Source organism: Kribbella shirazensis (assembly GCF_011761605.1).
Lineage (GTDB): Bacteria > Actinomycetota > Actinomycetes > Propionibacteriales > Kribbellaceae > Kribbella > Kribbella shirazensis.
This window is the reverse complement of sequence record NZ_JAASRO010000001.1, coordinates 6,794,276-6,816,740: the sequence shown is the minus strand read 5'-3', so window position 1 is coordinate 6,816,740 and position 22,465 is coordinate 6,794,276. Positions and strand designations below refer to the sequence as shown.

At 68.6% G+C, this 22,465-nt stretch carries 21 protein-coding genes and 1 riboswitch; of the genes, 13 read left to right on the top strand and 8 right to left on the bottom strand.

Annotated features, from left to right (window positions below; translation table 11 throughout):
- Positions 1-22: 22 nt before the first annotated feature.
- The 4 genes from BJY22_RS41230 (at position 23) to BJY22_RS32605 (ending at position 4,384) form a co-directional block, all read left to right on the top strand.
- The gene (locus BJY22_RS41230) at positions 23-1,075 is read left to right on the top strand and encodes a VldE C-terminal domain-containing protein (protein WP_202891360.1); all 1,053 of its coding nucleotides are present in this window, start codon (positions 23-25) and stop codon (positions 1,073-1,075) included.
- A 97-nt stretch (positions 1,076-1,172) separates the two neighbouring features.
- Positions 1,173-2,231: a M48 family metalloprotease gene (locus tag BJY22_RS32615; protein WP_167214590.1), complete on the top strand. Its 1,059-nt coding sequence runs from the start codon at positions 1,173-1,175 to the stop codon at positions 2,229-2,231.
- Entirely contained in the window at positions 2,228-3,883 is a 1,656-nt protein-coding gene (locus tag BJY22_RS32610; protein ID WP_167214587.1) for a type IV secretory system conjugative DNA transfer family protein, read from the top strand. The genes BJY22_RS32615 and BJY22_RS32610 overlap by 4 nt, the downstream gene beginning before the upstream one ends.
- Before the next feature lie 270 nt (positions 3,884-4,153).
- A complete protein-coding gene (locus BJY22_RS32605; protein WP_167214584.1) occupies positions 4,154-4,384 on the top strand; it encodes a hypothetical protein in 231 nt (76 codons plus the stop codon).
- Positions 4,385-4,429: 45 nt separating this feature from the next.
- Here BJY22_RS32605 and BJY22_RS32600 read toward each other — a convergent pair whose 3' ends face one another.
- Positions 4,430-5,533: a winged helix DNA-binding domain-containing protein gene (locus tag BJY22_RS32600; protein WP_167214581.1), complete on the bottom strand. Its 1,104-nt coding sequence runs from the start codon at positions 5,531-5,533 to the stop codon at positions 4,430-4,432.
- 139 nt (positions 5,534-5,672) lie between these two features.
- Here BJY22_RS32600 and BJY22_RS32595 point away from each other — a divergent pair, with 139 nt between their 5' ends.
- From BJY22_RS32595 to BJY22_RS32575, 5 genes are all read left to right on the top strand, one after another.
- Positions 5,673-7,142: a M4 family metallopeptidase gene (locus tag BJY22_RS32595; protein ID WP_167214579.1), complete on the top strand. Its 1,470-nt coding sequence runs from the start codon at positions 5,673-5,675 to the stop codon at positions 7,140-7,142.
- A gap of 38 nt (positions 7,143-7,180) precedes the next feature.
- On the top strand, positions 7,181-8,116 hold the full coding sequence (locus BJY22_RS32590; protein WP_167214576.1) for an oxidoreductase: 936 nt from the start codon (positions 7,181-7,183) through the stop codon (positions 8,114-8,116).
- Between the two features lie 57 nt (positions 8,117-8,173).
- Complete coding sequence (locus BJY22_RS32585) at positions 8,174-9,748, top strand: alpha/beta fold hydrolase (RefSeq protein ID WP_167214573.1); 1,575 nt, start codon at positions 8,174-8,176, stop codon at positions 9,746-9,748.
- A 135-nt stretch (positions 9,749-9,883) separates the two neighbouring features.
- Positions 9,884-10,675, top strand: a complete 792-nt coding sequence (locus BJY22_RS32580) for an aldo/keto reductase (RefSeq protein WP_167214570.1) — start codon at positions 9,884-9,886, stop codon at positions 10,673-10,675.
- A 106-nt stretch (positions 10,676-10,781) separates the two neighbouring features.
- Positions 10,782-10,849, top strand: a riboswitch (guanidine-III (ykkC-III) riboswitch).
- A gap of 10 nt (positions 10,850-10,859) precedes the next feature.
- On the top strand, positions 10,860-11,174 hold the full coding sequence (locus tag BJY22_RS32575) for a DMT family transporter (RefSeq protein WP_167214567.1): 315 nt from the start codon (positions 10,860-10,862) through the stop codon (positions 11,172-11,174).
- Positions 11,175-11,198: 24 nt separating this feature from the next.
- On the opposite strand, the gene BJY22_RS32570 is transcribed toward BJY22_RS32575, so the two are convergent.
- Positions 11,199-12,044, bottom strand: a complete 846-nt coding sequence (locus BJY22_RS32570; protein ID WP_167214565.1) for a hypothetical protein — start codon at positions 12,042-12,044, stop codon at positions 11,199-11,201.
- Positions 12,045-12,322: 278 nt separating this feature from the next.
- Here BJY22_RS32570 and BJY22_RS32565 point away from each other — a divergent pair, with 278 nt between their 5' ends.
- The 3 genes from BJY22_RS32565 to BJY22_RS32555 are packed head-to-tail and all read left to right on the top strand — an operon-like array spanning position 12,323 to position 15,302.
- Positions 12,323-13,357 carry an AAA family ATPase gene (locus BJY22_RS32565; protein WP_167214562.1) on the top strand — a complete coding sequence of 345 codons (1,035 nt, stop codon included), beginning with the start codon at positions 12,323-12,325 and terminating at the stop codon, positions 13,355-13,357.
- A gap of 29 nt (positions 13,358-13,386) precedes the next feature.
- Positions 13,387-14,349, top strand: a complete 963-nt coding sequence (locus tag BJY22_RS32560) for a DUF58 domain-containing protein (RefSeq protein ID WP_167214559.1) — start codon at positions 13,387-13,389, stop codon at positions 14,347-14,349.
- Positions 14,349-15,302 carry a VWA domain-containing protein gene (locus BJY22_RS32555; protein ID WP_167214556.1) on the top strand — a complete coding sequence of 318 codons (954 nt, stop codon included), beginning with the start codon at positions 14,349-14,351 and terminating at the stop codon, positions 15,300-15,302. The genes BJY22_RS32560 and BJY22_RS32555 overlap by 1 nt, the downstream gene beginning before the upstream one ends.
- A gap of 79 nt (positions 15,303-15,381) precedes the next feature.
- Here BJY22_RS32555 and BJY22_RS32550 read toward each other — a convergent pair whose 3' ends face one another.
- Entirely contained in the window at positions 15,382-15,894 is a 513-nt protein-coding gene (locus tag BJY22_RS32550) for a hypothetical protein (protein WP_167214554.1), read from the bottom strand.
- Positions 15,895-16,424: 530 nt separating this feature from the next.
- Here BJY22_RS32550 and BJY22_RS32545 point away from each other — a divergent pair.
- The gene (locus BJY22_RS32545; RefSeq protein WP_130380557.1) at positions 16,425-16,922 is read left to right on the top strand and encodes a DUF3145 domain-containing protein; all 498 of its coding nucleotides are present in this window, start codon (positions 16,425-16,427) and stop codon (positions 16,920-16,922) included.
- Positions 16,923-17,142: 220 nt separating this feature from the next.
- On the opposite strand, the gene BJY22_RS32540 is transcribed toward BJY22_RS32545, so the two are convergent.
- The 5 genes from BJY22_RS32540 to BJY22_RS32520 form a co-directional block, all read right to left on the bottom strand.
- Positions 17,143-18,567 (bottom strand): carboxyl transferase domain-containing protein, encoded by a 1,425-nt coding sequence (locus tag BJY22_RS32540; protein ID WP_167214551.1) that lies wholly within the window; start codon positions 18,565-18,567, stop codon positions 17,143-17,145.
- Positions 18,568-18,570: 3 nt separating this feature from the next.
- Positions 18,571-19,806, bottom strand: a complete 1,236-nt coding sequence (fabF, locus tag BJY22_RS32535; protein WP_167214549.1) for a beta-ketoacyl-ACP synthase II — start codon at positions 19,804-19,806, stop codon at positions 18,571-18,573.
- A gap of 123 nt (positions 19,807-19,929) precedes the next feature.
- Complete coding sequence (locus BJY22_RS32530) at positions 19,930-20,178, bottom strand: acyl carrier protein (RefSeq protein ID WP_130446978.1); 249 nt, start codon at positions 20,176-20,178, stop codon at positions 19,930-19,932.
- Positions 20,179-20,270: 92 nt separating this feature from the next.
- The gene (locus tag BJY22_RS32525; protein WP_167214546.1) at positions 20,271-21,260 is read right to left on the bottom strand and encodes a beta-ketoacyl-ACP synthase III; all 990 of its coding nucleotides are present in this window, start codon (positions 21,258-21,260) and stop codon (positions 20,271-20,273) included.
- On the bottom strand, positions 21,257-22,450 hold the full coding sequence (locus BJY22_RS32520; RefSeq protein WP_167214543.1) for an acyltransferase domain-containing protein: 1,194 nt from the start codon (positions 22,448-22,450) through the stop codon (positions 21,257-21,259). The genes BJY22_RS32525 and BJY22_RS32520 overlap by 4 nt, the downstream gene beginning before the upstream one ends.
- Positions 22,451-22,465: the final 15 nt, after the last annotated feature.

Sequence of the window (22,465 nt, the reverse complement as noted above, 5' to 3'; positions counted from 1 at the left end):
GGTCGGAGCGATCTTGACCCTCATGTTCGTCGTGGTACTTGCGCCTTTCGGCGCGACGGGTGATCAGGTCAATGCGGCATGTCCGCCTGGCGCCCCGGGAGAGGGGCAGGAACCCGAGGCCAAAGGCCCACTGCGGGCAAGCCAGATCGCCTACGCCAGAATCATCGACCAGGTCGCGGTGCAACGTGGCTTACCAGGGCAGGCGACATTGATCGCGTTGATGACAGCCCTTGTGGAGTCGAATCTGCAGAATCTGAGCTACGGAGACGCCGATTCGGTCGGTCTGTTCCAGCAACGTCCGGGCGCAGGATGGGGGACGCCCGGGGACATAATGAATCCAACTTACGCCGCCAACGCTTTCTTCGGCGGTTCCGATCCGCCAAGCCCACCCGGGCTGGTCGACATCAATGGGTGGCCGTCGATGAATCTCGGCGATGCCGCACAGGCGGTGCAGGTGTCGGCGTTCCCTGACCGCTACGCGCTCCGTGAGCAGCAGGCACGGCAAATCGCAGCACTGGCCCGGATCGATCTCAACCGCGCCGGCGATCCGTACGCCGGTCGGAGCGGCGGCGACGCGGACGGCGCGATCAGCACGCCAACGCCTGCTCAACCCGGTGGTGACTGCGGCGGCGGGCTAACTGACGGAAAACCCACTGCTGGAAATTGGCCTCCAGAGGATCAGACCGTCCCGGACCCCACAGGTACAGGTGGCATGCTGACGCCCCGGACCGCAGCCTGGGTTGCCGCTGCGCGCACTGCTCTGCAGAACCCGAGCATGTCCTGCTGGGATGCCCACGTGTGGAACCCGACCAGTGACCACCCGAAGGGGCGTGCTTGCGACGTATTCGTCGGTGGCGACGGCCGCAAGAAAGCGGCGGCGCGAGCCGACGGCGACCGCTATGCGAACTGGACGGTGCAGACAGCCGGCCAGACCGGCGTGCGCTACGTCATCTGGTACGGGAAGATTTGGAGTGCGCGGACCGGGCAATGGCGTCCGTACAACGGCGGTGGAGTTTACGATCCGTCGAGCGCATCAGGTGGACACTTTGACCACGTGCATGTCTCCATTTACTGAGCCCTGATCGTGGGGACAGGTGGAACTGGCCGATGGTGGCAGGATGAGGTGAAGGGGTTGTCGACTGTGAGTCGCCGGATGATGCGGGAGGTCTTAGATGAACGCATCTGACGGAAACGACGAGCGACCTGGCTCGTTCTCGGCCGACAGTTGGCAGCCGGCCCCGCGCGGTCCAGGCGGCGGAGGTGCGCCCGAAGCGCCCAACAGCACCCCTGGGTCGTTCAGCCCTGTCGACGGGCCGGCTCAATCTGCTCCGCCGCCGCAGCAGGGCGTTCGCATCTCAGTGCCTTCTGCAGCAGAACTGCTGCTCGGCATTCCGTGGGCGCTTTGGAGTTTCGGTGTCGTGTCGTCAGTGGCGGCCTGGTTCTCACCGGACTGGGTCAGCCTCTCGATCGTGGTGTTATGGGTCCTGTCGGGCTTGGTGGTCATTGTGCCCGCGACAGAGGACTTCATCGCGAAGTACCTGTACCGCCTCCGCAGGCCGACGCTGATGGAACAGCAGAAGCTGGATATCTCATGGCGGACAGTTTGCACACGTGCCGGTGTAGATCCCGGCTACTACAGGCTCTGGGTCGAGGAATCCGACACCATCAACGGTGCGGCGGTCGCGGGTCATTCTGTTGCCATCACACGTTGGGCGCTGAACAACCTGCCCCCCAGACAGTTGCAAGCCGTACTCGCACATGAGCTCGGGCACCACCGAGGCGGTCACCCGTGGGCCACGTTGCTCGTGTTCTGGTACGCGCAGCCAGGTCGACTGATGGTTTCGTTCATCCAGGCGCTGTTCCGCTTGGGCGGCCGTGTACCTGCGCTCGGCTGTGTGATCGTAGGCTTCTTCGCCCTATCGCTCGCTGGGCTGATTCTGAACTCGATGATCTTCGGCAACTGGGACTGGGCCGGATATGCGCTCCTTCCGTTTCTGGTTCCGATTCCGCTGGCGTGGTTCAGTCGTCGAGCTGAGCTGATGGCCGATCGCGTGGCTGGTGAGTTGGGCTATGCGCGAGACACCATCGCGTTCCTCTACGACCTTCAGTCCCAGGGCCAGGACGTCGCACGACGCGCTGCAGGTTGGCGTGGTGCGCTGTACGCAACTCACCCAACACTCGCCGATCGAATCCGGACCCTTGAGCGCTACACGCAGGGAACGCGATCATGAACAAGCGTCGCGAGCAGCTTGAGTCCCTCAAGAGGAAACTGGCCGCCATTACGGGGGCCGGAGACGCGCAGCCGGCCGATGTGTCACGCGCCGCTCCCCAGCCGGTGACGCAGCCGTGGGATCGCATCCGTGCATCACATTCCGCACTCGCCCAGCAGCTGGACCAGCTCGCGAGCAGCCCCGATTTCGGCGATGTGGATCGCGCGCGAATAGCCCACATCATCGCGCGTGCAGGCCATGAGCCCGCAGAGTTGGATCGTTTGGCCGAAGCTGTCTTGCAAGAGCAAGGTGCAGCGCTGGTTCACCCGTCGCAACAACGGAATCTGCCGGGACCTCGGTTTGCTGTCCACAATCTGGTAGCTGGTCAGGTGCGGCTCGGCGAAGTCATACCGGATCACCGCAGCGACTACGAGGTGGCCGGCGATTTCGGCTTGGACCTGGATGTCCTACGGACCTCGCTGCTGGTTATCGGCCCGCCTGGCTCGGGAAAGACTCGCGGAATTGCGATCCCGGTCGTCGAGCACCTGTCGCTCGCGGCGTTGACCGGCAAGGCCAGCATGGTCGTTGTCGATCCCAAATCGACCGATTTCGCGTATGACGGCTGGTTCGACGTCACGATCGACCCCCTCAATCCCACCTGCGGGTTCAGCCTGTTCGGTGGATCGAGGACTGCAGACGTCGCCGCCGATCGCCTCGCGTCTGCTTTGCTCCCGCCTCGGGTCACCGATGACAAGGCCTACTTCATCGACGCCTCGAAGAACGCGCTCTATGCCTGCCTGGAGCCGTTCCTTGCGGCCTATGAGCGGTGGCCGACAGTTCCTGAGCTCCTCGGGCTACTCCGTGCGGATCAAGCTGCGGTCGATGGAGTGAAGTCACGACTCAAAGGTGCTGGCGCGAAGGACCTCAAGGCGCTGCTCGATACTCGCGGAAGGCAGATGCAGCGCACCGCCGACCCAGCCGCGAGCTTGGTCGAGCGGTTCGCGCTTCTCGACAGGCCGTCGCTTCGCAGGCTGTTCGACCACCCCGGGCCGACTTTTCAGATGCGGGATCTGAACAGGCCCGTCCGTGTCCGCGTGTCACTGCCAGAGGCTGAGTATCCGGATGCGTCGAGGATCCTCGCTCGCCTGGTCGTGTCACAGTTCGTGCAGATCACATCGTCGTCGGAGGCAGACCGGTCAATCTTCAAGGGCCTCGTCATCGACGAGGCTGGTCGGTTCGTCGATGACTACGTTGCACGCGGCGTTCAGAAGCTGCGGTCCAACAACGCGGGCCTTGTTCTGCTAACACAGACGATGGCGGACTTTCCGCCGGATGTGCGTGCCACCGTGTTCGGATCCACTGGCTGCAAGGCGGTGTTTGGCGGCATCGATCCGACCGACGCCGACATCTTCTCTCGGTGGTTCGGCGATCAGTACGTCACTGAGACGACGATCAACAGGAGCGCGACGTCAGGCGTTCGCTACGACCAGTACGGATCGGTCGGTGGCCGGAGCGAGAGCCACACAGCCGGATACAGCGCTCGCCGCGTCGAACGAGCCCGCTGGACTGTCTCCGACATCATCACAGGCGTGCCCTCCGGGCACGCTCTGATGTCGCTCGCACGATCGAACGGCGCGCGTGTAGGACCAGTGCTGGTCAACCTCCGAGGCTAAAGCAGACCGCGGCGCACGGAGTCGGATCCGATAGATGCGCCGCGGTCGCATCGGCGTCAACGGTGTTCGCGCACCTCAGCCGACAAGCTACAGGGTACCCGATGTTGCCGCCGGTCTTCAGGTGGTGGCGCATCGTTGAAGGCTCTTGTTAGCCTGGTAACACAAATCAAAAGTACCAATCGGTGCTTTCGCTCACTTGTGATCGATTCGCCGATTGGTTGTTCGCGCAGCTATTGGCGATCTTTCACCTGAATCTAGGAGTCGGATCCTATGGCTGCCGCCAACACCCGCCGCAAGCGCACATCTTTCGAAAAGAAGGCTGAGCGTTGGAATGCCAACTTGGTTGCGTTGACCTCGTTGATGGTGAGCCTGATCGGTCTGCTTCGGCGGACTGTCCAGGTGGTCCTGATCGTTGTCGCCGTGGTCGCGGTGTTCTCTCCGGGGCTTTTGCCACTCGTGGCTGCGATGTCGGTCCTGCTGCTGCAGGTTCGGCGCTCGTAAGCGCGAGGCCCAGCAGCCCGACCCTTGTGGTCGGGCTGCTGTGTTTTAGCGGTCGGTGCGTTTGATTTCGGGGGTGGCGGTGGGGGTGGTGAAGGTTAGGAGGGCTTGGGCTTCAGATTCTATGGTGGTCCAGGCTTGGGGGGTGAGGGGTGTGAAGGGGGTGATTTCCAGGGTGGCTTGGGTTTTGGTGGATTTGGTTTGTTTCCAGAAGGCTTTGGGGTGGCCGTCGTGGAGGAGGGTGCCTTTGGTTAGGAGGTCTCGGAGGGGGAGTTGGGTGCGGGTGGGTGTGGGGAGGAAGCGGGTGCGGTCGGTGTGGGAGAGGAGGAGGTTGTCGTATTCGGGGAGGAAGCGGGTGGGGGCTTCGGTGTCTTCGTGGGGGAGGGTTATGTGGGGGAGGTCGTAGAGGGTGCGGTTCGTGGTGGCGTCTGTGTAGGTGCGTAGGTCCAGGCGGTCGAAGATCTCGTAGAGGCGGGTGAGGCCGGACCAGGTTTGGGCGTCGGAGACTGAGGCGGGGCCGTAGGCGGCCAGGTAGCGGAGGACCAGGTCGTCGACGGATGGCTGCGGAGTGACGGAGGAGTTCAGCCAGAGGTCGGCTGTGGTCATGGCTGGGTTGCCGGATCTCTGCCAGAGGCCCCGAGGTGGGGTCTGGATGGTGGGGAGTAGGCAGCGCACGGCGTGGGCCAGGGCGGCGGGGTCGCGGTCGGGGTAGAGCGGGGCCAGGTGGTCGCGGAGTTGGGCGGCGGTGGCGGGGCTCTCGGTCATGCGGGCGATGCCGGCGGCCAGGACGGAGTCCATGTCGAGGCCTTCGAGGCGGTGCCGGCCGTACGTCATGTTCTGGTAGACCTCGCGCTCCAGGCGCGGCTGGACGAGCGGGCGGAACGCGAGGAAGTCGCGGCTCGAGACGAGGTGGATTGTTGCCCGCATCATCGAACCGCGGACGGCCTGGCGGGTTTCGAGGAGCGTGACCAGCTCCGCGGGGTCGAAGTCCGTGAGCCGTGTCCACAGGCCGACGTACGGCGCCTGCGGGGACTGGGCCTGCATTCCGGCGAGGTGTTCGATCGCCTCCAGGGCGGTCGCGTCGCGGCGTTCGAGGAGCCACTGGCGGTCCAGGGTGGCGCGGTTCAGCGCCCGCAGGCTCAGCTTCGTCATGACGGGATCCTAGGCGCGGGGTTTCCCTTGCGGCGGCGGAACGACGCGCTGTTCGGCTTCCCTCCGCGCGGCGCGCCGATCTAGGGTGCAACGGATCGTAGTGGTTGCGTTACGCAACCGAACGTAGGAGGGGAACCGTATGACGAAACGCCGCAAGGCGCTGCTGGCCGTCACCGCCGGACTGGCCACTGTCTCGCTCGGACTGTCGTTCACCAGCGCCGCGGGGGCCGCGCCGGAAGCCGCGACGGCGAACCCGAACGGGTTGCAGCTGATCAAGACGAAGACCTCGCTGCTCGGCAAGCACTACTGGTACCAGCAGACCTTCAAAGGCCTGCCGGTGATCAACGGGTACTACGCGACGCACGTGACCAAGGCCGGCGCCGTGGACATCGCCGACGGGCGGGACGCAGTACCGGCGAACCTGGACGTCGGCGCGACGGTGACGCCCGCCTCCGCGACGCAGACCGCGAACGCGACGGTCACCGCGCGGGCGAACCGGTCCCGGATCGCCGGGCCGCCCAAGGATCTCGTGAAGCAGCCGGCCGCGACCAGCGGCGCCGCGCAGCTCGCCGTCGTCGGCGGACCGAACGCCCGCCTGGTCTGGAACGTCACGAGCCGTTCGACGGAGGGCGTGAGCCGTTCGCTCGTCGACGCGAAGACCGGCAGTGTCGTCGAGTCGAAGGTGATCAGCGACAACATCGACGGCCGCGGCTCGGTGTTCGACCCGAACCCGGTGGTCAGCGAGCAGAACGAGAAGCTGACCGACCTCAACGACCGGAACCAGGACGCCCTGTTCCTGGCGCAGAAGAACGTGATCCTGCGCAACCTCGACGGCTCCGGCAACCTCAACGGTAGCTTCGTCAACGTCAAGGAGGCCAAGGGCGGCCTCGCGCAGAGCAAGACCAACACGTTCGTCTACCAGCGGCAGAACGACAAGTTCGAGCAGGTGATGGTCTACTACCACGTCAACCAGACGCAGGAGTACATCCAGCAGCTCGGCTTCACCGAGGTCAACAACGAGTCGCAGGACTTCAGTGTCAACACCTTCACCGGTGACAACTCGTTCTACGACCCGTCGACGGACATGATCACGATGGGCGAGGGCGGTGTCGACGACGCCGAGGACGCCGAGGTGATCTGGCACGAGTACGGGCACGCGATGCAGGACGACATCGTCCCCGGGTACGGCGAATCGGAACAGGCCGGCGCGATCGGTGAGGGCTTCGGCGACTACTGGGCCGTGACGATGTCGGTGCCGGTGAGCAAGGGGTTCGAGCTGCCGTGCGTGATGGACTGGGACGCCACGTCGTACACGAGCACCGAGCCGCACTGCCTGCGCCGTACCGACGGGAACAAGACCACTGACGACATCGTCGGTCAGGTGCACGACGACGGTGAGATCTGGTCCCGGGCGCTGTGGGACATCCACCAGGCCCTCGGCCGGACCAAGGCGAACAAGGTGATCCTCGAGGCGACGTTCTTCTACGACCCCGACACCTCGTTCGCCGCCGCGGCACAGGACACCGTCCAGGCCGCCCGGCTGCTGTACGGCAAGGCGGCGGCCGCGCAGGTCACCAAGGCCTTCCAGGACCGCAAGATCCTCCCGTGACCACTCCAGGTCATGCGCCCACGAACTAAGGTGGGCGCATGACCTGGCGTACGGCGGACATTCCTGACCTGACCGGACGACGGGCGCTCGTGACGGGCGCGACCAGTGGACTCGGGTACGAGACCGCCCTCGAACTGCTCAGACACGGCGCCGACGTGCTAGTTGCCGCGCGCAACCCGCAGAAGGCGGCGCAGGCGGCAGAGCGCCTGACCCGTGAGGGCGGGAAGGCACCGACGGTCCTCGAGCTGGACCTGGCCGACCTGGCGAGTGTCGAGCGGGCAGCCGACGAGGTCACCTCGACGTACGACGGCCTGGATCTGCTGATCAACAACGCCGGCGTGATGGCGCCGCCGTACCGGCAGACCGTCGACGGATTCGAGCTGCAGCTCGGCACCAACCACCTCGGGCACTTCGCGCTGACGGGACGGCTCCTGCCGCTGCTGCTGAAGACGCCGGCCAGCCGCGTCGTCACGGTCAGCTCGTTCATGCACAAGACCGTCCGCGGCATCAGTGAGGACGACCTGCGGCGACCGGCGAACAGCTACCGGAAGTGGGAGGCGTACGGGAAGTCGAAGCTCGCGAACCTGCTGTTCATGCTCGAGCTCGACCGCCGCCTGCGCGCCGCGGGGGCCGATCTGCTCAGCGTCGGCGCCCACCCCGGGTACGCCTCGACGCACCTGCAGGCGGCTGGTCCCGAGCTCGCCGGCCGGGCGCTCCAGGCACGGCTGTGGGGCGCGGCGACCCGCCTGGTCGCACAGTCCGCGGCGGCCGGCGCGTGGCCGACGCTGTACGCCGCGACGTACGCCGACCTGCGCCCCGGATCGTTCGTCGGGCCGGGCTTCTTCGAGTACCGCGGTACGCCGAAGATCGTCCTGCCGACCCGCACTGCGCAGGACCCGGACCTGGCGAAGCGGCTGTGGGCGTGGTCCGTCGAGGCGACCAGCGTGGATCCGGCACTCACCGTGCCGAGGTAGTGACACAGCGGCAACTTTCTGGTTACCCTCCGGTAATTCCTACTGCCGGAGGTCCCCGTGCGCAGAATCGCCGCCGCGCTCGCAGTTGCTCTGACGCTGATCACGATCGGCCCGCGGGCCGATGCCAGTCAGACCGCACCAGGCTTCAGTACGGCGTACCAGCGCATCCCCGGCGCCGGCGGGATCGAGATCGGTGCCGTCGTCCTGACGCCGACAGGGCAGGGTGACGGCCCGTTCCCGCTCGTGGTGATGCCGTCGAGCTGGGGTGTCCCGAACGTCGAGTACGTCGGCCAGGGCGCGAAGCTGGCGACGGCCGGGTTCCAGGTGATCTCGTACTCGAGCCGCGGGTTCTGGGACACCGGGGGCGGTATCGACATCGCCGGTCCGCCGACTGTCGCCGACGTCAGCGAGGTGATCGACTGGGCCGACCAGCACACACCCGCGGATACCAGCCGGGTCGCCGCGGTCGGGATCTCGTACGGCGCCGGTACCTCGCTGCTCGCCGCCGCGAAGGACTCGCGGATCAAGGCCGTCGGCGCCCTGAGCGGCTGGGCAGAGCTCATCCGGTCGCTGAATCCGAACGAAACCGTCGCCCTGCAGGCCGTTGCCGGGCTACTTGCCCTGGGCAACGTCACCGGGCGGCCGGGTCCGGAGATGGCGTCGTTGCAGACGAAGTTCGTCACCGGTGACTTCGACGGTGCGATCGCCGAGGCGAAGCAACTGTCGCCGGTGCGGTCGGCGGCGACGGTGGTGGACCAGATCAACGCGAACAGGCCCGCGGTGTTCCTCGCGAACGCCTTCGAGGACTCGATCTTCCCGCCCACGCAGTACACCGATTTCTTCACCAGGCTGACCGGACCCAAGCGGCTGCTGCTGGCGCACGGCGATCACGCCACACCCGAGACGAGCGGGGCGATTGGCCTACCCAACGAAACCTGGGACGAGCTCGCCGACTGGCTGCGGCACTATCTGACGGGCGCCGAGAACGGCGCGGACACCGAGGCGCCGGTGCAGCTGAAATCGCAGCGCGGCGTGTGGCGCGGATACTCCAGCTGGGCCGCGGTCGGTCAGGCGCGTACGTCGTACCTCACGAAGGCCGGCGCGCTGCAGGGGAACGAGTCCACCGGGTGGAGCCGGTCGATCGCGGCCGGCGTACCGACGATCGCCGACAGCGGGGTGGCGCTGGTTTCGGGCGCTCTGCAAGGGCTCCTGTCGATCCCGACCGGTGTGGCGACGCCCTTGGTGAGCAGAACGTTCGCGGGTGTGTGGACCGGTCCGGCGCTCGGTCAGGCGGCCGTGGTGAGCGGGGCACCCGAGGTTCATGTGACGGTGAAGCCGTCGGCGGCGAGTACGTCGTTGTTCGCCTACCTGTACGACGTCGACGCGCTCGGCGTCGGGTCGCTGATCTCGCACAAGCCGTACACGTTGCGCGGGGCAACGCCGGGGAAGGCGGTCGCGGTGGACCTGCGGATGGAGGCGACGAGCTGGGAGGTGCCGGCCGGGCATCGTCTCGTATTGGTGATCGACACCGTCGACCCGCGGTACCTCGGGCGCAGTGTCGTCGGTTCCACCGTGACGTTCAGTTCGCCCGCCGGCGATCCGTCGTGGATCAGCGTGCCGATGAATGTTTGATCGTGCGCGGTAACCCGCCCTCACCGACGCGGAGGTGAGGGCGCTCTGCGAATCCGGTCGCTGATTCGAGATGCGAAGTGCACGCCGAGCCCTGATCCTGGTAGGTACCCGGATCGACCAGCGGAGGTGAGTGCGATGGCCGCACCCAGCCAGGTGCTCGCGCCCCGCTCGACGGTCCGGTTCCGGCCACCGCGGTTCGGGCTCGGCGGGTCGCATCTCGGGGAGCCCGCCGACGAGACGGCGATCGCCACCGTGGACGCGGCGTACCAGGCCGGCATCCGGTTCTTCGACACGTCACCGGCGTACGGCGAGTCCGAACGGCGACTCGGTACGGCGCTGCAGCGGCGGCCACGGGGTGAGTTCCTGGTGTCGACGAAGGTGGTCGGCAACGATCCGGAGGACTCGGTGCGGGCGAGCAGCGAACGGCTCGGGCTCGCGGTCGATCTGGTGTTCGCGCGGGACGCGGCGGCGTACCCGGTGCTCGACCAGCTGCGGCGCGACGGGGTGATCAAGGCGATCGGAGCGGTGTCGGACGACTGGCAGGAGCTCGACGTGCTCGTGCGGGACGTCGAGGTCGACTGCGTGCTTCTCAACCAGTACTCCCTGCTCGACCAGTCGGCCAAACCGTTGCTGGATCGCTGTGTCGCGCGCGGGGTGTCCGCGATCGTGTCCGGCGTACTGACGCCACCCGTTCTGCAGGCGGAGAGCGTCCAGGCGCGCCGGATCTCGGCGGTCTGCGAGCGGTACGGCGTCTCGCTGCCGCAGGCCGCGCTCGCCTTTCCCAGCAGGCATTTCGCGGTCACGTCCGTGCTGATCGCGGCGTCCTCCCCGGCCGAGATCCGGGCCGATGCCGCCCTCGTCCGGCAGCCCGTCCCGGAGCGGCTCTGGAAGGATCCGGAGCTGTTGCGCCTGCTGTCCCCCTCATAGCCCCCGTGTCCGTCCTCCAACGGGCAAGGTGTTGCGAGCCAGATCACCGCCACATGGTGACTGCGGCCACCACGCGCGTTCGCGGTAGCGGCTAGCCTGGGACCAGGCCCACCGTTGCTTGGTCGGGCCCCGGACGAGCGGTGCCGTACCCGGTGTGCGACAAGACGGCGCCAAGGAGACTGGAATGTCGTGGCTCGTTTTGATCCTGTCCGGTGTGCTCGAAGCGGTCTGGGCCGTCGCCGTTGGACGGTCGGAAGGCTTCTCCCGGCTCGGCCCGTCCCTCACCTTCGCGGTGTCGCTGCTGCTGAGCATGGCCGGCCTGGCCTACGCGATGCGTGAGCTGCCGGTCGGTACGTCGTACGCCGTCTGGGTCGGGATCGGTGCCGCCCTGACCGTCGGCTACGGCATGGTGACCGGTGCGGAGCCGATCAGCACAGTCAAGGTCCTGCTGCTGTGCGGACTGATCGGCTGCGTAGTCGGCCTGAAACTCGCGCACTGAGTCCCGGCCGCCGGCCCTGACCGACTAGAACTTGTCCGCTGGATCCGGGGTGTTGCCGGGCGAACCCGTCGGTGCGACGGTCGGGATGCCGGTCGGCGGGCCCGGGGTCGGGCTGCCCGTGGTCGGCGTGGGAGAAGCGGAGCCGGTCCCGGGCGGTGGGGTCGTCGGCGTGACGGTGACCGTCGTCGTACCGGTCGGGCTCGGGATGACGGGCTCCGGCTCCAGCGGCTGGGCGTTCCGGAACAGCAACCACGCCAGGAACACGGCGAGCGCCATGATCACGGCCATCGTCAGCAGCGCGAACCCCAGCGCCCAGCGCGACGCGGGGCGCAGGGCGTTCGGCCAGGGCAGTGGCCAGATCCGGAACAGACCAGGACGCCGGCGGCTCTCCCAGTAGTGCCGGAAGTCCGGCCCGCGAAGCTTCCCGGGCTGCGGGACGCGGTCCATCAGTACCGCTGACAGGACGTCCTCGCCGCGGCGTTCCGCGAGCAGCCGCTCGTCGGACGCCGCGCTCGACCCGTCGTCGGCCCGGATCGGGCCGACCGCGACCCAGAGCGCGAGATCGTCGTCGTCGGAGTCGTTGTGCGCCAGGACCGCGTCCTCGGGCAGCTCGTCGACGGCGTTCACGAACCGCTCGCGCGCGGCGGCGTCGTCGGCCGATCCCTCGGTCATCATCGCGACGATCGCGTCCCGGCCGTCCTCGGTGCCGGCGGTGTACAGGTAGCCGGCCGCGTTCGCCCCGAGGCGGCCGCGGAGCCAGAACTCGCCGACCCGCGGCGGGTCCTCCGGCTGCAGCGGGAGGGCGTCCGGAATCGCCGGCGCGGGCCGCTCCTGCGGCTGCACCTCGGTCTGGGATTCGGTCGCGGTCATCACCCCCAATCCCACCACATCCCTGGTAGCACTGTCGCCGCAGCTCCCGCAGCGCCCACCTTGGGCACCACATCCGTACGGCGACGCGCCCGGCGTACGGATGTCGTGTCCAAGGTGCTCCGGGGCGCGTGGGATTTGTGTCGGCGGGGGAGGATGGGGGCGGACCCGCCGGGGCCTGCGGCTGCCTGGCCCCGGTGATCTGATGGAATGGCCGGTGTTGCGAAGTGGGGAATGACGGTGTTTGACATGGTCCGCGCGCGGACCCCGGAAGGACAGGCATGACCGAAACCACGGTCCCGGCGGGAACGGTGGCCCAGCAGTCCCGGCTGATCGGCGAGGCCCTCGGCGAGGTCAAGCGGGTGATCGTCGGCCAGGAGCACATGGTCGAGACCCTCATGGTGTCGTTGCTGGCGAAGGGTCACTGCCTGCTCGAGGGCGTCCCGGGCGTCGCCAAGACGCTCGCCGTGCGGACCTTCGCGAGTGTGGTCGGCGGCACGTTCGCCCGGATCCAGTTCACGCCGGACCTGGTCCCGTCCGACATCGTCGGCACCCGGATCTACCGGCAGACCCGGGAGGCCTTCGACATCGAGCTCGGCCCGACGTTCGTGAACTTCGTGCTCGCCGACGAGGTCAACCGCGCGCCGGCCAAGGTGCAGTCCGCGATGCTGGAGCTGATGGCCGAGCGGCAGGTGTCGATCGGCGGCCAGACGTTCCCGATGCCGAAGCCGTTCATCGTCATCGCCACCCAGAACCCGATCGAGTCCGAGGGCGTCTACCCGCTGCCGGAGGCGCAGCGTGACCGGTTCCTGGTGAAGATCGACGTACCGCACCCGCGCGGGCACGAGGAGTTCGAGATCCTCCGCCGGATGAGCGTCGACCCGCCGGAGCCCCGGCAGGTGCTGAAGCCGGAGACGATCCTCGAGCTGCAGCGGTCCGCCGAGCAGGTGTTCGTCCACAACCTGGTCGCGGAGTACGCCGTCCGCCTGGTGATGGCGACCCGGACGCCGACCGACTTCCACCTGCCCGACCTGGAGCCGATCATCGAGCTCGGCGTCAGCCCGCGGGCCACCCTCGGCCTGATCGCGGCCGGCCGGGCGCTCGCGCTGATCCACGGGCGTGACTACCTGCTGCCGAGCGACATCCAGACCGTCGCCCTCGACGTGATGGGGCACCGGCTGGGCCTGACCTTCGACGCGGTCGCGGACAACATCGACCCACGGGCCGTGATCGAGCGGATCCTGGCCACCGTCCCGCCGCCGCAGCCGGTCTGGCGCGACGGCAACGACGGCACCGGCCGCCCGGAGTTCGTGTAGTGCCCGACCGACCCGATCCACGAGTTGCGATGACGATCTCGCAGCTCGCTCCCGAGCGTGCGCTCAGGCGGCTCGAGCTGACCGTCGTCCGGCGGCTCGAGGGCTATCTGCACGGGGAGCATCTCGGCCTGCTGCCCGGTCCCGGGACCGAGCTGGCCGAGGCCCGCGAGTACCAGGTCGGCGACGACGTCCGGCGGATGGACTGGGCGGTCACCGCGCGGACCACGGTCCCGCACGTCCGCGACCTGATCGCGGACCGTGAGCTGGAGACCTGGGCGCTGGTCGACCTGTCCGCCTCGATGGACTTCGGTACGTCGATGCTCGAGAAGCGCGAGCTCGCGGTCGCGGCCGTCGCCACCGTCGGGTTCCTGACCCACCGGCTCGGTGACCGGTTCGGCGGTCTGATGCTGCGCGACTCCGCGTTGCGCCGCTGGCCGGCCCGCTCCGGGCGGCTGGCGCTGTACGGGCTGCTCCGCGCGCTGCTGGCCGAGCAGTTCAGCGGCGACCAGGAAGCGCACCGCAGCGACCTGGCCGCGGCGCTGGAGTCGATGGCCCGCACCCAGCGCAAGCGGGGACTGCGCGTGATCGTGTCCGACTTCCTCACCCCGCAGGACGGCGAGGTGGCGAGCCAGATCGAGCCGTCCTGGGAGCGGGCGATGCGCAAGCTCACCGCCCAGCACCAGGTGCTCGCGGTCGAGATCGTCGACCCGCGCGAGCTCGAGCTGCCGAACATCGGCGTGGTCACGATCGGTGACCCCGAGACCGGCGAGGTCCGCGAGATCGACACCCGGCGGCGCAAGGTCCGGGAGGCGTTCGCGACCGCCGCCCTCGCGCAGCGGGAACGAACCCGCGCCGCCCTGCGTAGGGTAGGTGCGGGCCACCTCGTGCTGCGCACCGACCGTGACTGGGTCGCGGACACCGTGCGGTTCGTGCTCGCCTACCGGCATGTCGCGGCCCGCCTGCACCAACCGCCGAAGGGAGTGGCTCGCTGATGGAGTTCCTGTCTCCGGCCAGATTGTGGTTCCTGCTGATCATCCCGCTGATCATCGCGGGGTACATCTTCCTCCAGCACCGTCGCTCGCAGTACGCGCTGCGGTTCACCAACATCGCGCTGCTCGACCGGGTCGCGCCGCGGCGGCCGCAGTGGCGGCGGCACGTGGCCGTCGGCCTGGCGCTGCTCGCCGCGCTGACCTGCATCGTGGCGTTCGCGCAGCCCAAGGACAAGGTCAAGGTGCCGCGCGAGCGCGCGACGATCGTGGTGGCGGTCGACGTCTCGCTGTCGATGATGGCCACCGACATCGAGCCGAACCGGCTGGAGGCGGCGAAGAAGTCCGCGAAGAACTTCGTCAACCAGCTGCCGACCAAGTTCAACGTCTCGCTGGTGAACTTCGCCGGTACCGCGTCGATCATCGTGCCGCCGACCACCGACCGGGCGACGGTACTGCGCTCGATCGACGGGCTCGAGCTGGCCGAGTCGACCGCGACCGGTGAGGGCATCTTCACCTCGTTGCAGGCGCTCACCCAGGTCCCGCCGGACCCCGAGCACCCGGACGACCCGGCCCCGGCGCGGATCGTGCTGCTGTCCGACGGGAAGCGGACAGTCGGCCGGACCGCGCAGGAGGGTGCGCAGGCAGCGAAGGCGAAGAACACCCCGGTGTACACGATCTGCTTCGGCACCGACTCGGGCTTCATCGAGATGGACGGCATCCGGCAGCGGGTGCCACCGGACCGCGCCGAGCTGCGCACCGTCGCGGAGATCAGCGGCGGTGAGGCGTACACCGCGGAGTCGGCCGGCGAGCTCGAGGACGTCTACAAGGACATCGGCTCCTCGGTCGGGTACGACGAGGTCGACAAGGAGATCACCGCCCGGTACGCCGGCATCGCGATGCTCTTCACCCTGGCCGCGGCCGGCGCCTGCATCGCCCTCGCCACTCGCTTCCCGTAACGGCCGCACCACGGCACGCGTGGAACCAGGGGTCCGGAGGAGATCCGGCCCCTGGCTCCGAATGGTGATTCTGCCTGCGTCAGCCAGTGATCTCGATGGCCGGTTCGGTGAAGCCGGCGAACGTCAAGGTGTAGCTGTAGCTCAGGACGTTGCTGGTGACTTCCGGAGTCCAGTTCGGGTTCGGACAGGTGAACGTGGCCAGGAAGTCCTCCGTGCTGGTGCCTTGCGTTTGCTGCGCGGGAACGATCAGTCTGCCGTTCTTCGTCGAGGTGATGTTCGAGGAGGTGCTCGTGGTGACAGACTCCGAGAACGGCTCGACGACCTTGTTGTTGACACCGGGGTTGTGGCAGACGCCACTGATCGTCGAGGTGACACTCAGGACGACGGTCGCGTTGGTGTTCCCGACTCCTTCGATCGCGGTCCCGGTACACGACACGGTGGTCCCGGTGACGGTGCAGACCGGCTCGCCGGCCCCCCTCGCGAAGTGCGCCCCCTGTGGTGCGTTGCTGAAGTCAACGGCAGCCTGAGCGTTCGATCCGCCGATGATCACCAGCAGCAAGGACAGAACGCTGATGAATCCGACTTTCCTCATTTTCTGCTTCTTTCATGACGGTGCAGATTCCCCTGAACGGCGCCGAGGGACGGATCGGCGCGTGAGACGACGGCGGTTGAACCGCCGGAACTCGCGGGGAGGCGGAGGAGCGCGCACAGGGGGCCAACGCCGATGTCCAGCTGTGATCGGCGCCGCAGAGGTCACCCCACCTACGGTCATGAGCCATGTCGCCAAAATCCCCCAGGCTCACGACGACCATAGGCCTCACGGATGGTCTGTGACAGTCCTACCAGCTGGTCATTTCGTGACCTCCGCTGCGCCGTCGGCGACTGTCACGCGAGCCGTACTGTCTGTCAGCAGCCGCCTGGTCAGCGCGCCTCGACCTGAATCGCGACACGACGGTGATGTGGTTGACACGGCGAGGTTACTGGTGTTCACGGGGGCGGTGGTGCAAGATGGACCAGAGTTTCGCGGGGCGAGTTGTGGTGCCCTGAGAGACTGTTGACACCGGATCGACGAAGTTGTTCGAGAACGCTGGGGAAGGCGCCCCTCGAGCACAGGAGGTCCCGGTGGCGACAACTCGTGGCGTTCTGTACGTCCACACCGTGCCGTCAGCGTTGTGCCCGCATGTCGAGTGGGCCGCGGGCGGCATCCTTGGCGTGCCCGTGAAACTGGACTGGACGCCGCAACCAGCGGCGCAGGGGCAGTACCGGGCCGAGCTGTCGTGGCAGGCCGAGGCCGGCACGGCGGCGAAGCTGGCATCCGCCCTGCGCGGCTGGCAGAAGCTCCGGTTCGAGGTGACCGAGGAGCCGAGCAACGGGGTCGAGGGCGAGCGGTACTCGTTCACCCCGGCGCTGGGCGTCTTCCACGCGACCACCGGCGTACACGGCGACATCATGGTGCCGGAGGAGCGACTGAAGGCGGCCATGCTGAAGGCCGCGAGCGGCGAGGCGGACCTGACCGAGGAGGTCGAGCGGCTGCTCGGCCGCCCGTGGGACGACGAGCTGGAGCCGTTCCGGTACGCCGGTGACGGCGCACCCGTGCGATGGCTGCATCAGGTGGTCTGAGCGCTTCCTGAGAACTTCAGAAGAAAGCTGTGAACCGCGACGACTTCCCCGAACTTTTCGGTGAGACTGGGCGTCAGACGTTGCACAAGGGTGGGAGGGGCCGTGGCCGCTGGGCCACCGGGTGTCGGGACACCCCCGGTGGTTGTGAACAACAGCGGCCGCACCACGTGAAGGGCGCGAACCCCAGGGTTCGCGCCCTTCGTGTTGTCCGGAACCGGGGCTACAGCGGGATGTTGCCGTGGCGGCCGCGGATCGGGCCGCCGGCCTCGGCCTTGGCGAGCGCGGCCGCGAGGGCGGTGCGGGTGCGGGTGGGTTCGACGACCTCGTCGACGACGCCGATCTCGCGGGCGCGGTCGATGCCGCCGGCAATCTTCTCGTGTTCGGCGGCGAGCTCGGCCTCGACCTGCGCGCGGAGCTCCGGGTCCACGTCGGCGAGCTTGCGGCGGTGCAGGACCCGGACGGCGGCGACCGCACCCATCACGGCCACCTCGGCCCGCGGCCAGGCGAACACCCGGGTCGCGCCGAGCGACCGCGCGTTCATCGCGATGTACGCCCCGCCGTACGTCTTCCGGGTCACCAGCGTCACCCGCGGTACGACGGCCTCCGCGAACGCGTGCAGCAGCTTGGCGCCCCGTCGTACGACACCGTCCCACTCCTGCCCTACGCCGGGCAGATAGCCGGGTACGTCGACCAGGACGACGAGCGGTACGCCGAACGCGTCGCACATCCGGACGAACCGGGACGCCTTCTCGGCCGACAGCGCGTCCAGGCAGCCGCCGAGCCGGAGCGGGTTGTTCGCGATCACGCCGACCGTGCGGCCGCCGAGCCGGCCGAGGGTGGTGACGATGTTCGGCGCCCAGCGCTGGTGGAGCTCGACGGGGGAGTCCTCGTCGAGCACCCCGCCGACCAGCGGGTGGACGTCGTACGCGCGCTTCGCCGATTCGGGCAGGAACCCGGACAGGTCGATGTCCGGGATGTCCGTGGCCACCGATCCCTGGTTCGCGAGCAGGTCGGCCAGCCGCCGGGCCTGCTCCAGGGCGGCCGCCTCGGAGTCCGTGGTGATGTGCACGACGCCGGACCGCCGGCCGTGCGGCTCGGGTCCGCCGAGGCGCAGCATGTCGACGTCCTCACCGGTGACCGAGCGGACCACGTCCGGCCCGGTCACGAAGATCCGGCCCTCGGGCCCGAGGACGACGACGTCGGTGAGCGCCGGGCCGTACGCCGCACCGCCGGCCGCCGGGCCGAGCACGACGGAGATCTGCGGGATCTTCCCGGACGCCTGCGTCATCGTGTAGAAGATCTTGCCGACCGCGTGCAGGCTCAGCACGCCCTCGGCCAGCCGCGCGCCGCCGGAGTGCCACAGGCCGATGATCGGTACCTGCTCCTCGCGCGCGACGTCGTACGCCCTGACCACGACGTCGCAGCCCTCGTCGCCCATCGCGCCGCCCATCACGGTCGCGTCGGAACAGAAGGCGACGACCGTCGCCCCGGCGATCGTCCCGCGGGCCGCGACCATCCCGGACAGGTTGTCGGGGGTGATCAGCTCCAGGCTGCCCGGATCCAGCAGGTTCGTCAGCCGGGTCACCGGGTTGCGGGGGTCCAGCTCACGGGGGAGCTTGGCGGGTTTCGCCGGGGCAACGGTCATGGGCTACACCGACTTGAAGGCGATGGCGGCGTTGTGACCGCCGAAGCCGAAGGAGTTGTTCAGCGCCGCGATGTCGCCGTCCGGCAGCTTGCGCTGCTCGGTCGCGACGTCCAGCTCGATCTGGTCGTCGAGCTTGTCGACGTTGATGGTCGGCGGCGAGACCCGGTGGTGCAGGGCGAGCACGGTGGCGACCGACTCGACCGCGCCGGCGCCGCCGAGCAGGTGACCGATCATCGACTTCGGTGCGGTGGCGATCGCGTGGTCCGCCTCCTTGCCGAGCGCCTGCCGGATCGCGATCGACTCGGCGATGTCGCCCTGCGGGGTCGAGGTGGCGTGCGCGTTGATGTGGAACACGTCCGCCGGGGTCAGGTCGCCCTCGGACAACGCCCGCTCCATCGCCCGCCGCGCACCGGAACCGGTCGGGTCCGGCTGGGCGATGTCGTGACCGTCTGCGGAGATGCCCGCACCGGCGAGCTCGGCGTAGATCTTCGCGCCGCGCGCCTTGGCGTGCTCGTACGACTCCAGGATCAGGATCCCGGCGCCCTCACCGAGCAGGAAGCCGTCGCGGTCCACGTCCCACGGACGCGACGCCCGCTCCGGGTCGTCGTTGCGCTTGCTGAGTGCCTGCATCATCCCGAACGCGGCCAGCGGCAGCGCCATGATCGCGCCCTCCGCGCCACCGGCGACCACGACGTCCGCGCGGCCGAGCCGGATCTGGTCCAGCCCCAGCCAGATCGCCTCGTTACCGGACGCACACGCCGACACCGGGGTGTGGACGCCGGCCTTCGCGCCGAGCTCCAGGCTGACGTACGCGGCCGACGAGTTCGGCATCAGCATCGGGATCGCCAGCGGCGACACCCGGCGCGGGTTGGACTGCAGGGCGTCGTAGTTCGCCAGGGTGGTGTGCAGGCCGCCGATCCCGGACGCGACCGCGACACCGAGCCGCTCCTTGTCCAGGCCGGAGTCCTCCAGCCCGGAGTCGGCCCAGGCCTGACGGGCGGCGACCACGGCGAGTTGCGCCGTACGGTCCAGGCGGCGGGCCTTGACCCGCTCGATCACGTCGGTCGGCTCGACCGCGACGGGCGCGGCGATCTGGACCGCGAGGTTCTGCACCCACTCGTCGGTCAGCCGCCGGGCGCCGGAGCGGCCGGCCAGCAGCCCTTCCCAGGTGCTGGTCACGTCGCCCCCGAGCGGGGTCGTGGCACCGAGCCCAGTGATGACGACTCGGGTCTTCGACATGGTTACCTCATCCTTCACATGAGCGTTCTGCGGTTGGGAGCGAGGGGTGGGTACTGCGGGGTGCCGGTGCGGTGCTCATCGGGTCGCCGATGAGCACCCCGGGCCAGCACGGTGACGGCGGGTTCAGCCGTTCTGCGCGCGCTCGATGAACGCGACCGCGTCGCCGACGGTCTTCAGGTTCTTCACCTCGTCGTCGGGGATCTTCACGTCGAACTTCTCCTCGGCGGCCACCACGACCTCCACCATGGAGAGCGAGTCGACGTCGAGGTCGTCGGTGAAGGACTTGTCCAGCTGGACGTCCTCGACCGGGATGCCGGCGATCTCGTTCACGATCTCGGCGAGGTTGGAACGGATCTCTTCGGTGCTGGCCATCTCTTGGGTTCCCTTTCGGATGTTCACTGGCTTCACTTCAGCCGGGTGCGGCCACCTGAGCCGCCCCCGGACAACTATGGACTACTGCTGCCTCACGGGAGCCGGACGACCTGGGCGGCGTACACCAGCCCCGCCCCGAAGCCGATGATCAGCGCGAGGTCACCGCTCTTCGCCTCGCCGGCCTCGCGCATCGCGGTGATCGCGAGCGGGATCGACGCGGCCGAGGTGTTGCCCTGCCGTTCGATGTCGCGGGCGACCTTGACGTGTTCGGGCAGCTTCAGCGTGCGGCGCATCGCGTCGGTGATCCGCATGTTCGCCTGGTGCGGGACGAACAGGTCGAGCTGCTCCGCCTTCACACCGGCCACGTCCAGCGCCTGCTGCGCGGCCTTGGCCATCTCGAACGACGCCCAGCGGAACACCGGGTTGCCGTCCATCGTCAGGTGCGGCCAGTTGTGGTTGCCGTGCACCTCCTGCCAGGACTCCTTCTGGCTGATCACCTGGTGCTGCGTGCCGTCGGAGCCCCACACCACCGGGCCGATCCCCGGCTCCTCGGTCGGGCCGACGACCGCGGCGCCGGCGCCGTCGGCGAAGATGAACGCCGTACCGCGGTCCGTGCGGTCCGTGATGTCACTGAGCCGCTCGACGCCGATCGCCAGCACGTACTTCGCGCTGCCGCCGCGGACCAGGTCGTTCGCCATCGCGACGCCGTAGCAGAAGCCGGCGCAGGCGGCCGAGATGTCGAACGCGGCCGCGGTCGGGGCGCCGACCTCGACGGCGATCCGGGTCGCGATCGCCGGCGTCTGGTACAGGTGCGTGACGGTGGCGACGATCACGCAGCCGATGTCGTTCGGGTCGATGCCGGACTCCGCGATCGCGTCCTTGGCCGCGTGCACCGACATCATCAGGACGGTCTCGTCCTCGTCGGCCCAGCGCCGCTCCTTGATCCCGGACCGGGTCTGGATCCACTCGTCGCTGGAGTCGATCTGCTCGAGGATCTCGGAGTTCGGCACCGCGCGGCGCGGCCGGTACGACCCGATGCCGAGAATTCCGGCGTACTGCGAGCCTGTCGATGCGGTGATCATGCGTTGCTCCCGGCGGGGTGGAGGCGGACGAGGGGCTGGCCGGGGGCGACCGGGTCGCCTTCCTCGACGAGCCACTCGACCACGATGCCGCCGTGCGGCGCGGTCACCTCGACCTCGTCCCGCAGGCTCGCCACCTTCGCGACGACCTCACCGGCGTCGACGGTCGCACCGGTCTCCCGCAGTACGTCGACCTTGCGGGTGAAGGTGCCCTTGATCGGAGCGACCAGCAGGCGCCACGTGGGGGAGGCGTCGATCTCGGACGGGCTGCCGTGCTTCTCGACGAACGCGCGGGCGTCGTCGAGCTGGTCCGGCGTCTTCAGCGCGAACGTCTCGACACCCTTCAGGGCACGCCGCGCGATGCCGGTCAGCGTGCCCGCCGGGGGCAGCTCCAGGATGCCGGTGACCTCGAGGTCGGACATCGTCTGCAGGCACAGGTCCCAGCGGACCGGGGCGTTCACCTGGGTGACCAGGCGCTGCAGGACGTCCTGGCCGTCGTGGACGACGTGGCCGTCGCGGTTCGAGATCAGGCGGGTCCGCGGGTCGTGGGTGCTGATCGCGGTCGCGTACTTCGCCAGCGTCTGGACGGCCGGCTCCATGTGCCTGGTGTGGAACGCGCCGGCGACCGAGAGCGGGATCAGCCGGGCCTTCGCCGGCGGATCCGCGGCCAGCGCGGCCAGCTCGTCGACGGTGCCCGCGGCAACGATCTGGCCGGGGCCGTTGTCGTTGGCCGGGGTCAGGCCGTGCTCGGCGAGCTTGGCCAGGACCTCGTCGCGGTCGCCGCCCAGCACCGCGGTCATCGAGGTCGGTGTCAGCGCGGCCGCGGCGGCCATCGCCTTGCCGCGCTCGCGGACCAGGACCATCGCCTGCTCGGCGGTCAGGACACCGGTGCCGGCCGCGGCGGCGAGCTCACCGACGCTGTGACCGGCGACCGCGCCGACCTTGGCGAAGGCGTCGGCCGGGTGCGGGAACACCGCCAGCGCGGCGAGCATGCCGGAGGCCACCAGCAGCGGCTGCGCGATCGCGGTGTCGCGGATCGTGTCTGCGTCGGCTTCGGTGCCGTAGTGGGCGAGATCGAGGCCGGCGACCGCGGAGAGCCAGTTCAGCCGGCTCTCGAAGACGGGATCGGCCAGCCACGGCTCGAGGAATCCTGGGGTCTGGGCACCCTGACCGGGCGCGACGATGACGAGCACGTGACAACTCTCCCT

Coding starts and splice junctions, on each gene's coding strand:
- BJY22_RS41230 (WP_202891360.1), top strand. CDS start 23: ATGTTCGTCGTGGTACTTGCGCCTTTCGGCGCGACGGGTGATCAGGTC.
- BJY22_RS32615 (WP_167214590.1), top strand. CDS start 1,173: ATGAACGCATCTGACGGAAACGACGAGCGACCTGGCTCGTTCTCGGCC.
- BJY22_RS32610 (WP_167214587.1), top strand. CDS start 2,228: ATGAACAAGCGTCGCGAGCAGCTTGAGTCCCTCAAGAGGAAACTGGCC.
- BJY22_RS32605 (WP_167214584.1), top strand. CDS start 4,154: ATGGCTGCCGCCAACACCCGCCGCAAGCGCACATCTTTCGAAAAGAAG.
- BJY22_RS32600 (WP_167214581.1), bottom strand. CDS start 5,533: ATGACGAAGCTGAGCCTGCGGGCGCTGAACCGCGCCACCCTGGACCGC.
- BJY22_RS32595 (WP_167214579.1), top strand. CDS start 5,673: ATGACGAAACGCCGCAAGGCGCTGCTGGCCGTCACCGCCGGACTGGCC.
- BJY22_RS32590 (WP_167214576.1), top strand. CDS start 7,181: ATGACCTGGCGTACGGCGGACATTCCTGACCTGACCGGACGACGGGCG.
- BJY22_RS32580 (WP_167214570.1), top strand. CDS start 9,884: ATGGCCGCACCCAGCCAGGTGCTCGCGCCCCGCTCGACGGTCCGGTTC.
- BJY22_RS32575 (WP_167214567.1), top strand. CDS start 10,860: ATGTCGTGGCTCGTTTTGATCCTGTCCGGTGTGCTCGAAGCGGTCTGG.
- BJY22_RS32570 (WP_167214565.1), bottom strand. CDS start 12,044: ATGACCGCGACCGAATCCCAGACCGAGGTGCAGCCGCAGGAGCGGCCC.
- BJY22_RS32565 (WP_167214562.1), top strand. CDS start 12,323: ATGACCGAAACCACGGTCCCGGCGGGAACGGTGGCCCAGCAGTCCCGG.
- BJY22_RS32560 (WP_167214559.1), top strand. CDS start 13,387: ATGACGATCTCGCAGCTCGCTCCCGAGCGTGCGCTCAGGCGGCTCGAG.
- BJY22_RS32555 (WP_167214556.1), top strand. CDS start 14,349: ATGGAGTTCCTGTCTCCGGCCAGATTGTGGTTCCTGCTGATCATCCCG.
- BJY22_RS32550 (WP_167214554.1), bottom strand. CDS start 15,894: ATGAGGAAAGTCGGATTCATCAGCGTTCTGTCCTTGCTGCTGGTGATC.
- BJY22_RS32540 (WP_167214551.1), bottom strand. CDS start 18,567: ATGACCGTTGCCCCGGCGAAACCCGCCAAGCTCCCCCGTGAGCTGGAC.
- fabF (WP_167214549.1), bottom strand. CDS start 19,806: ATGTCGAAGACCCGAGTCGTCATCACTGGGCTCGGTGCCACGACCCCG.
- BJY22_RS32530 (WP_130446978.1), bottom strand. CDS start 20,178: ATGGCCAGCACCGAAGAGATCCGTTCCAACCTCGCCGAGATCGTGAAC.
- BJY22_RS32525 (WP_167214546.1), bottom strand. CDS start 21,260: ATGATCACCGCATCGACAGGCTCGCAGTACGCCGGAATTCTCGGCATC.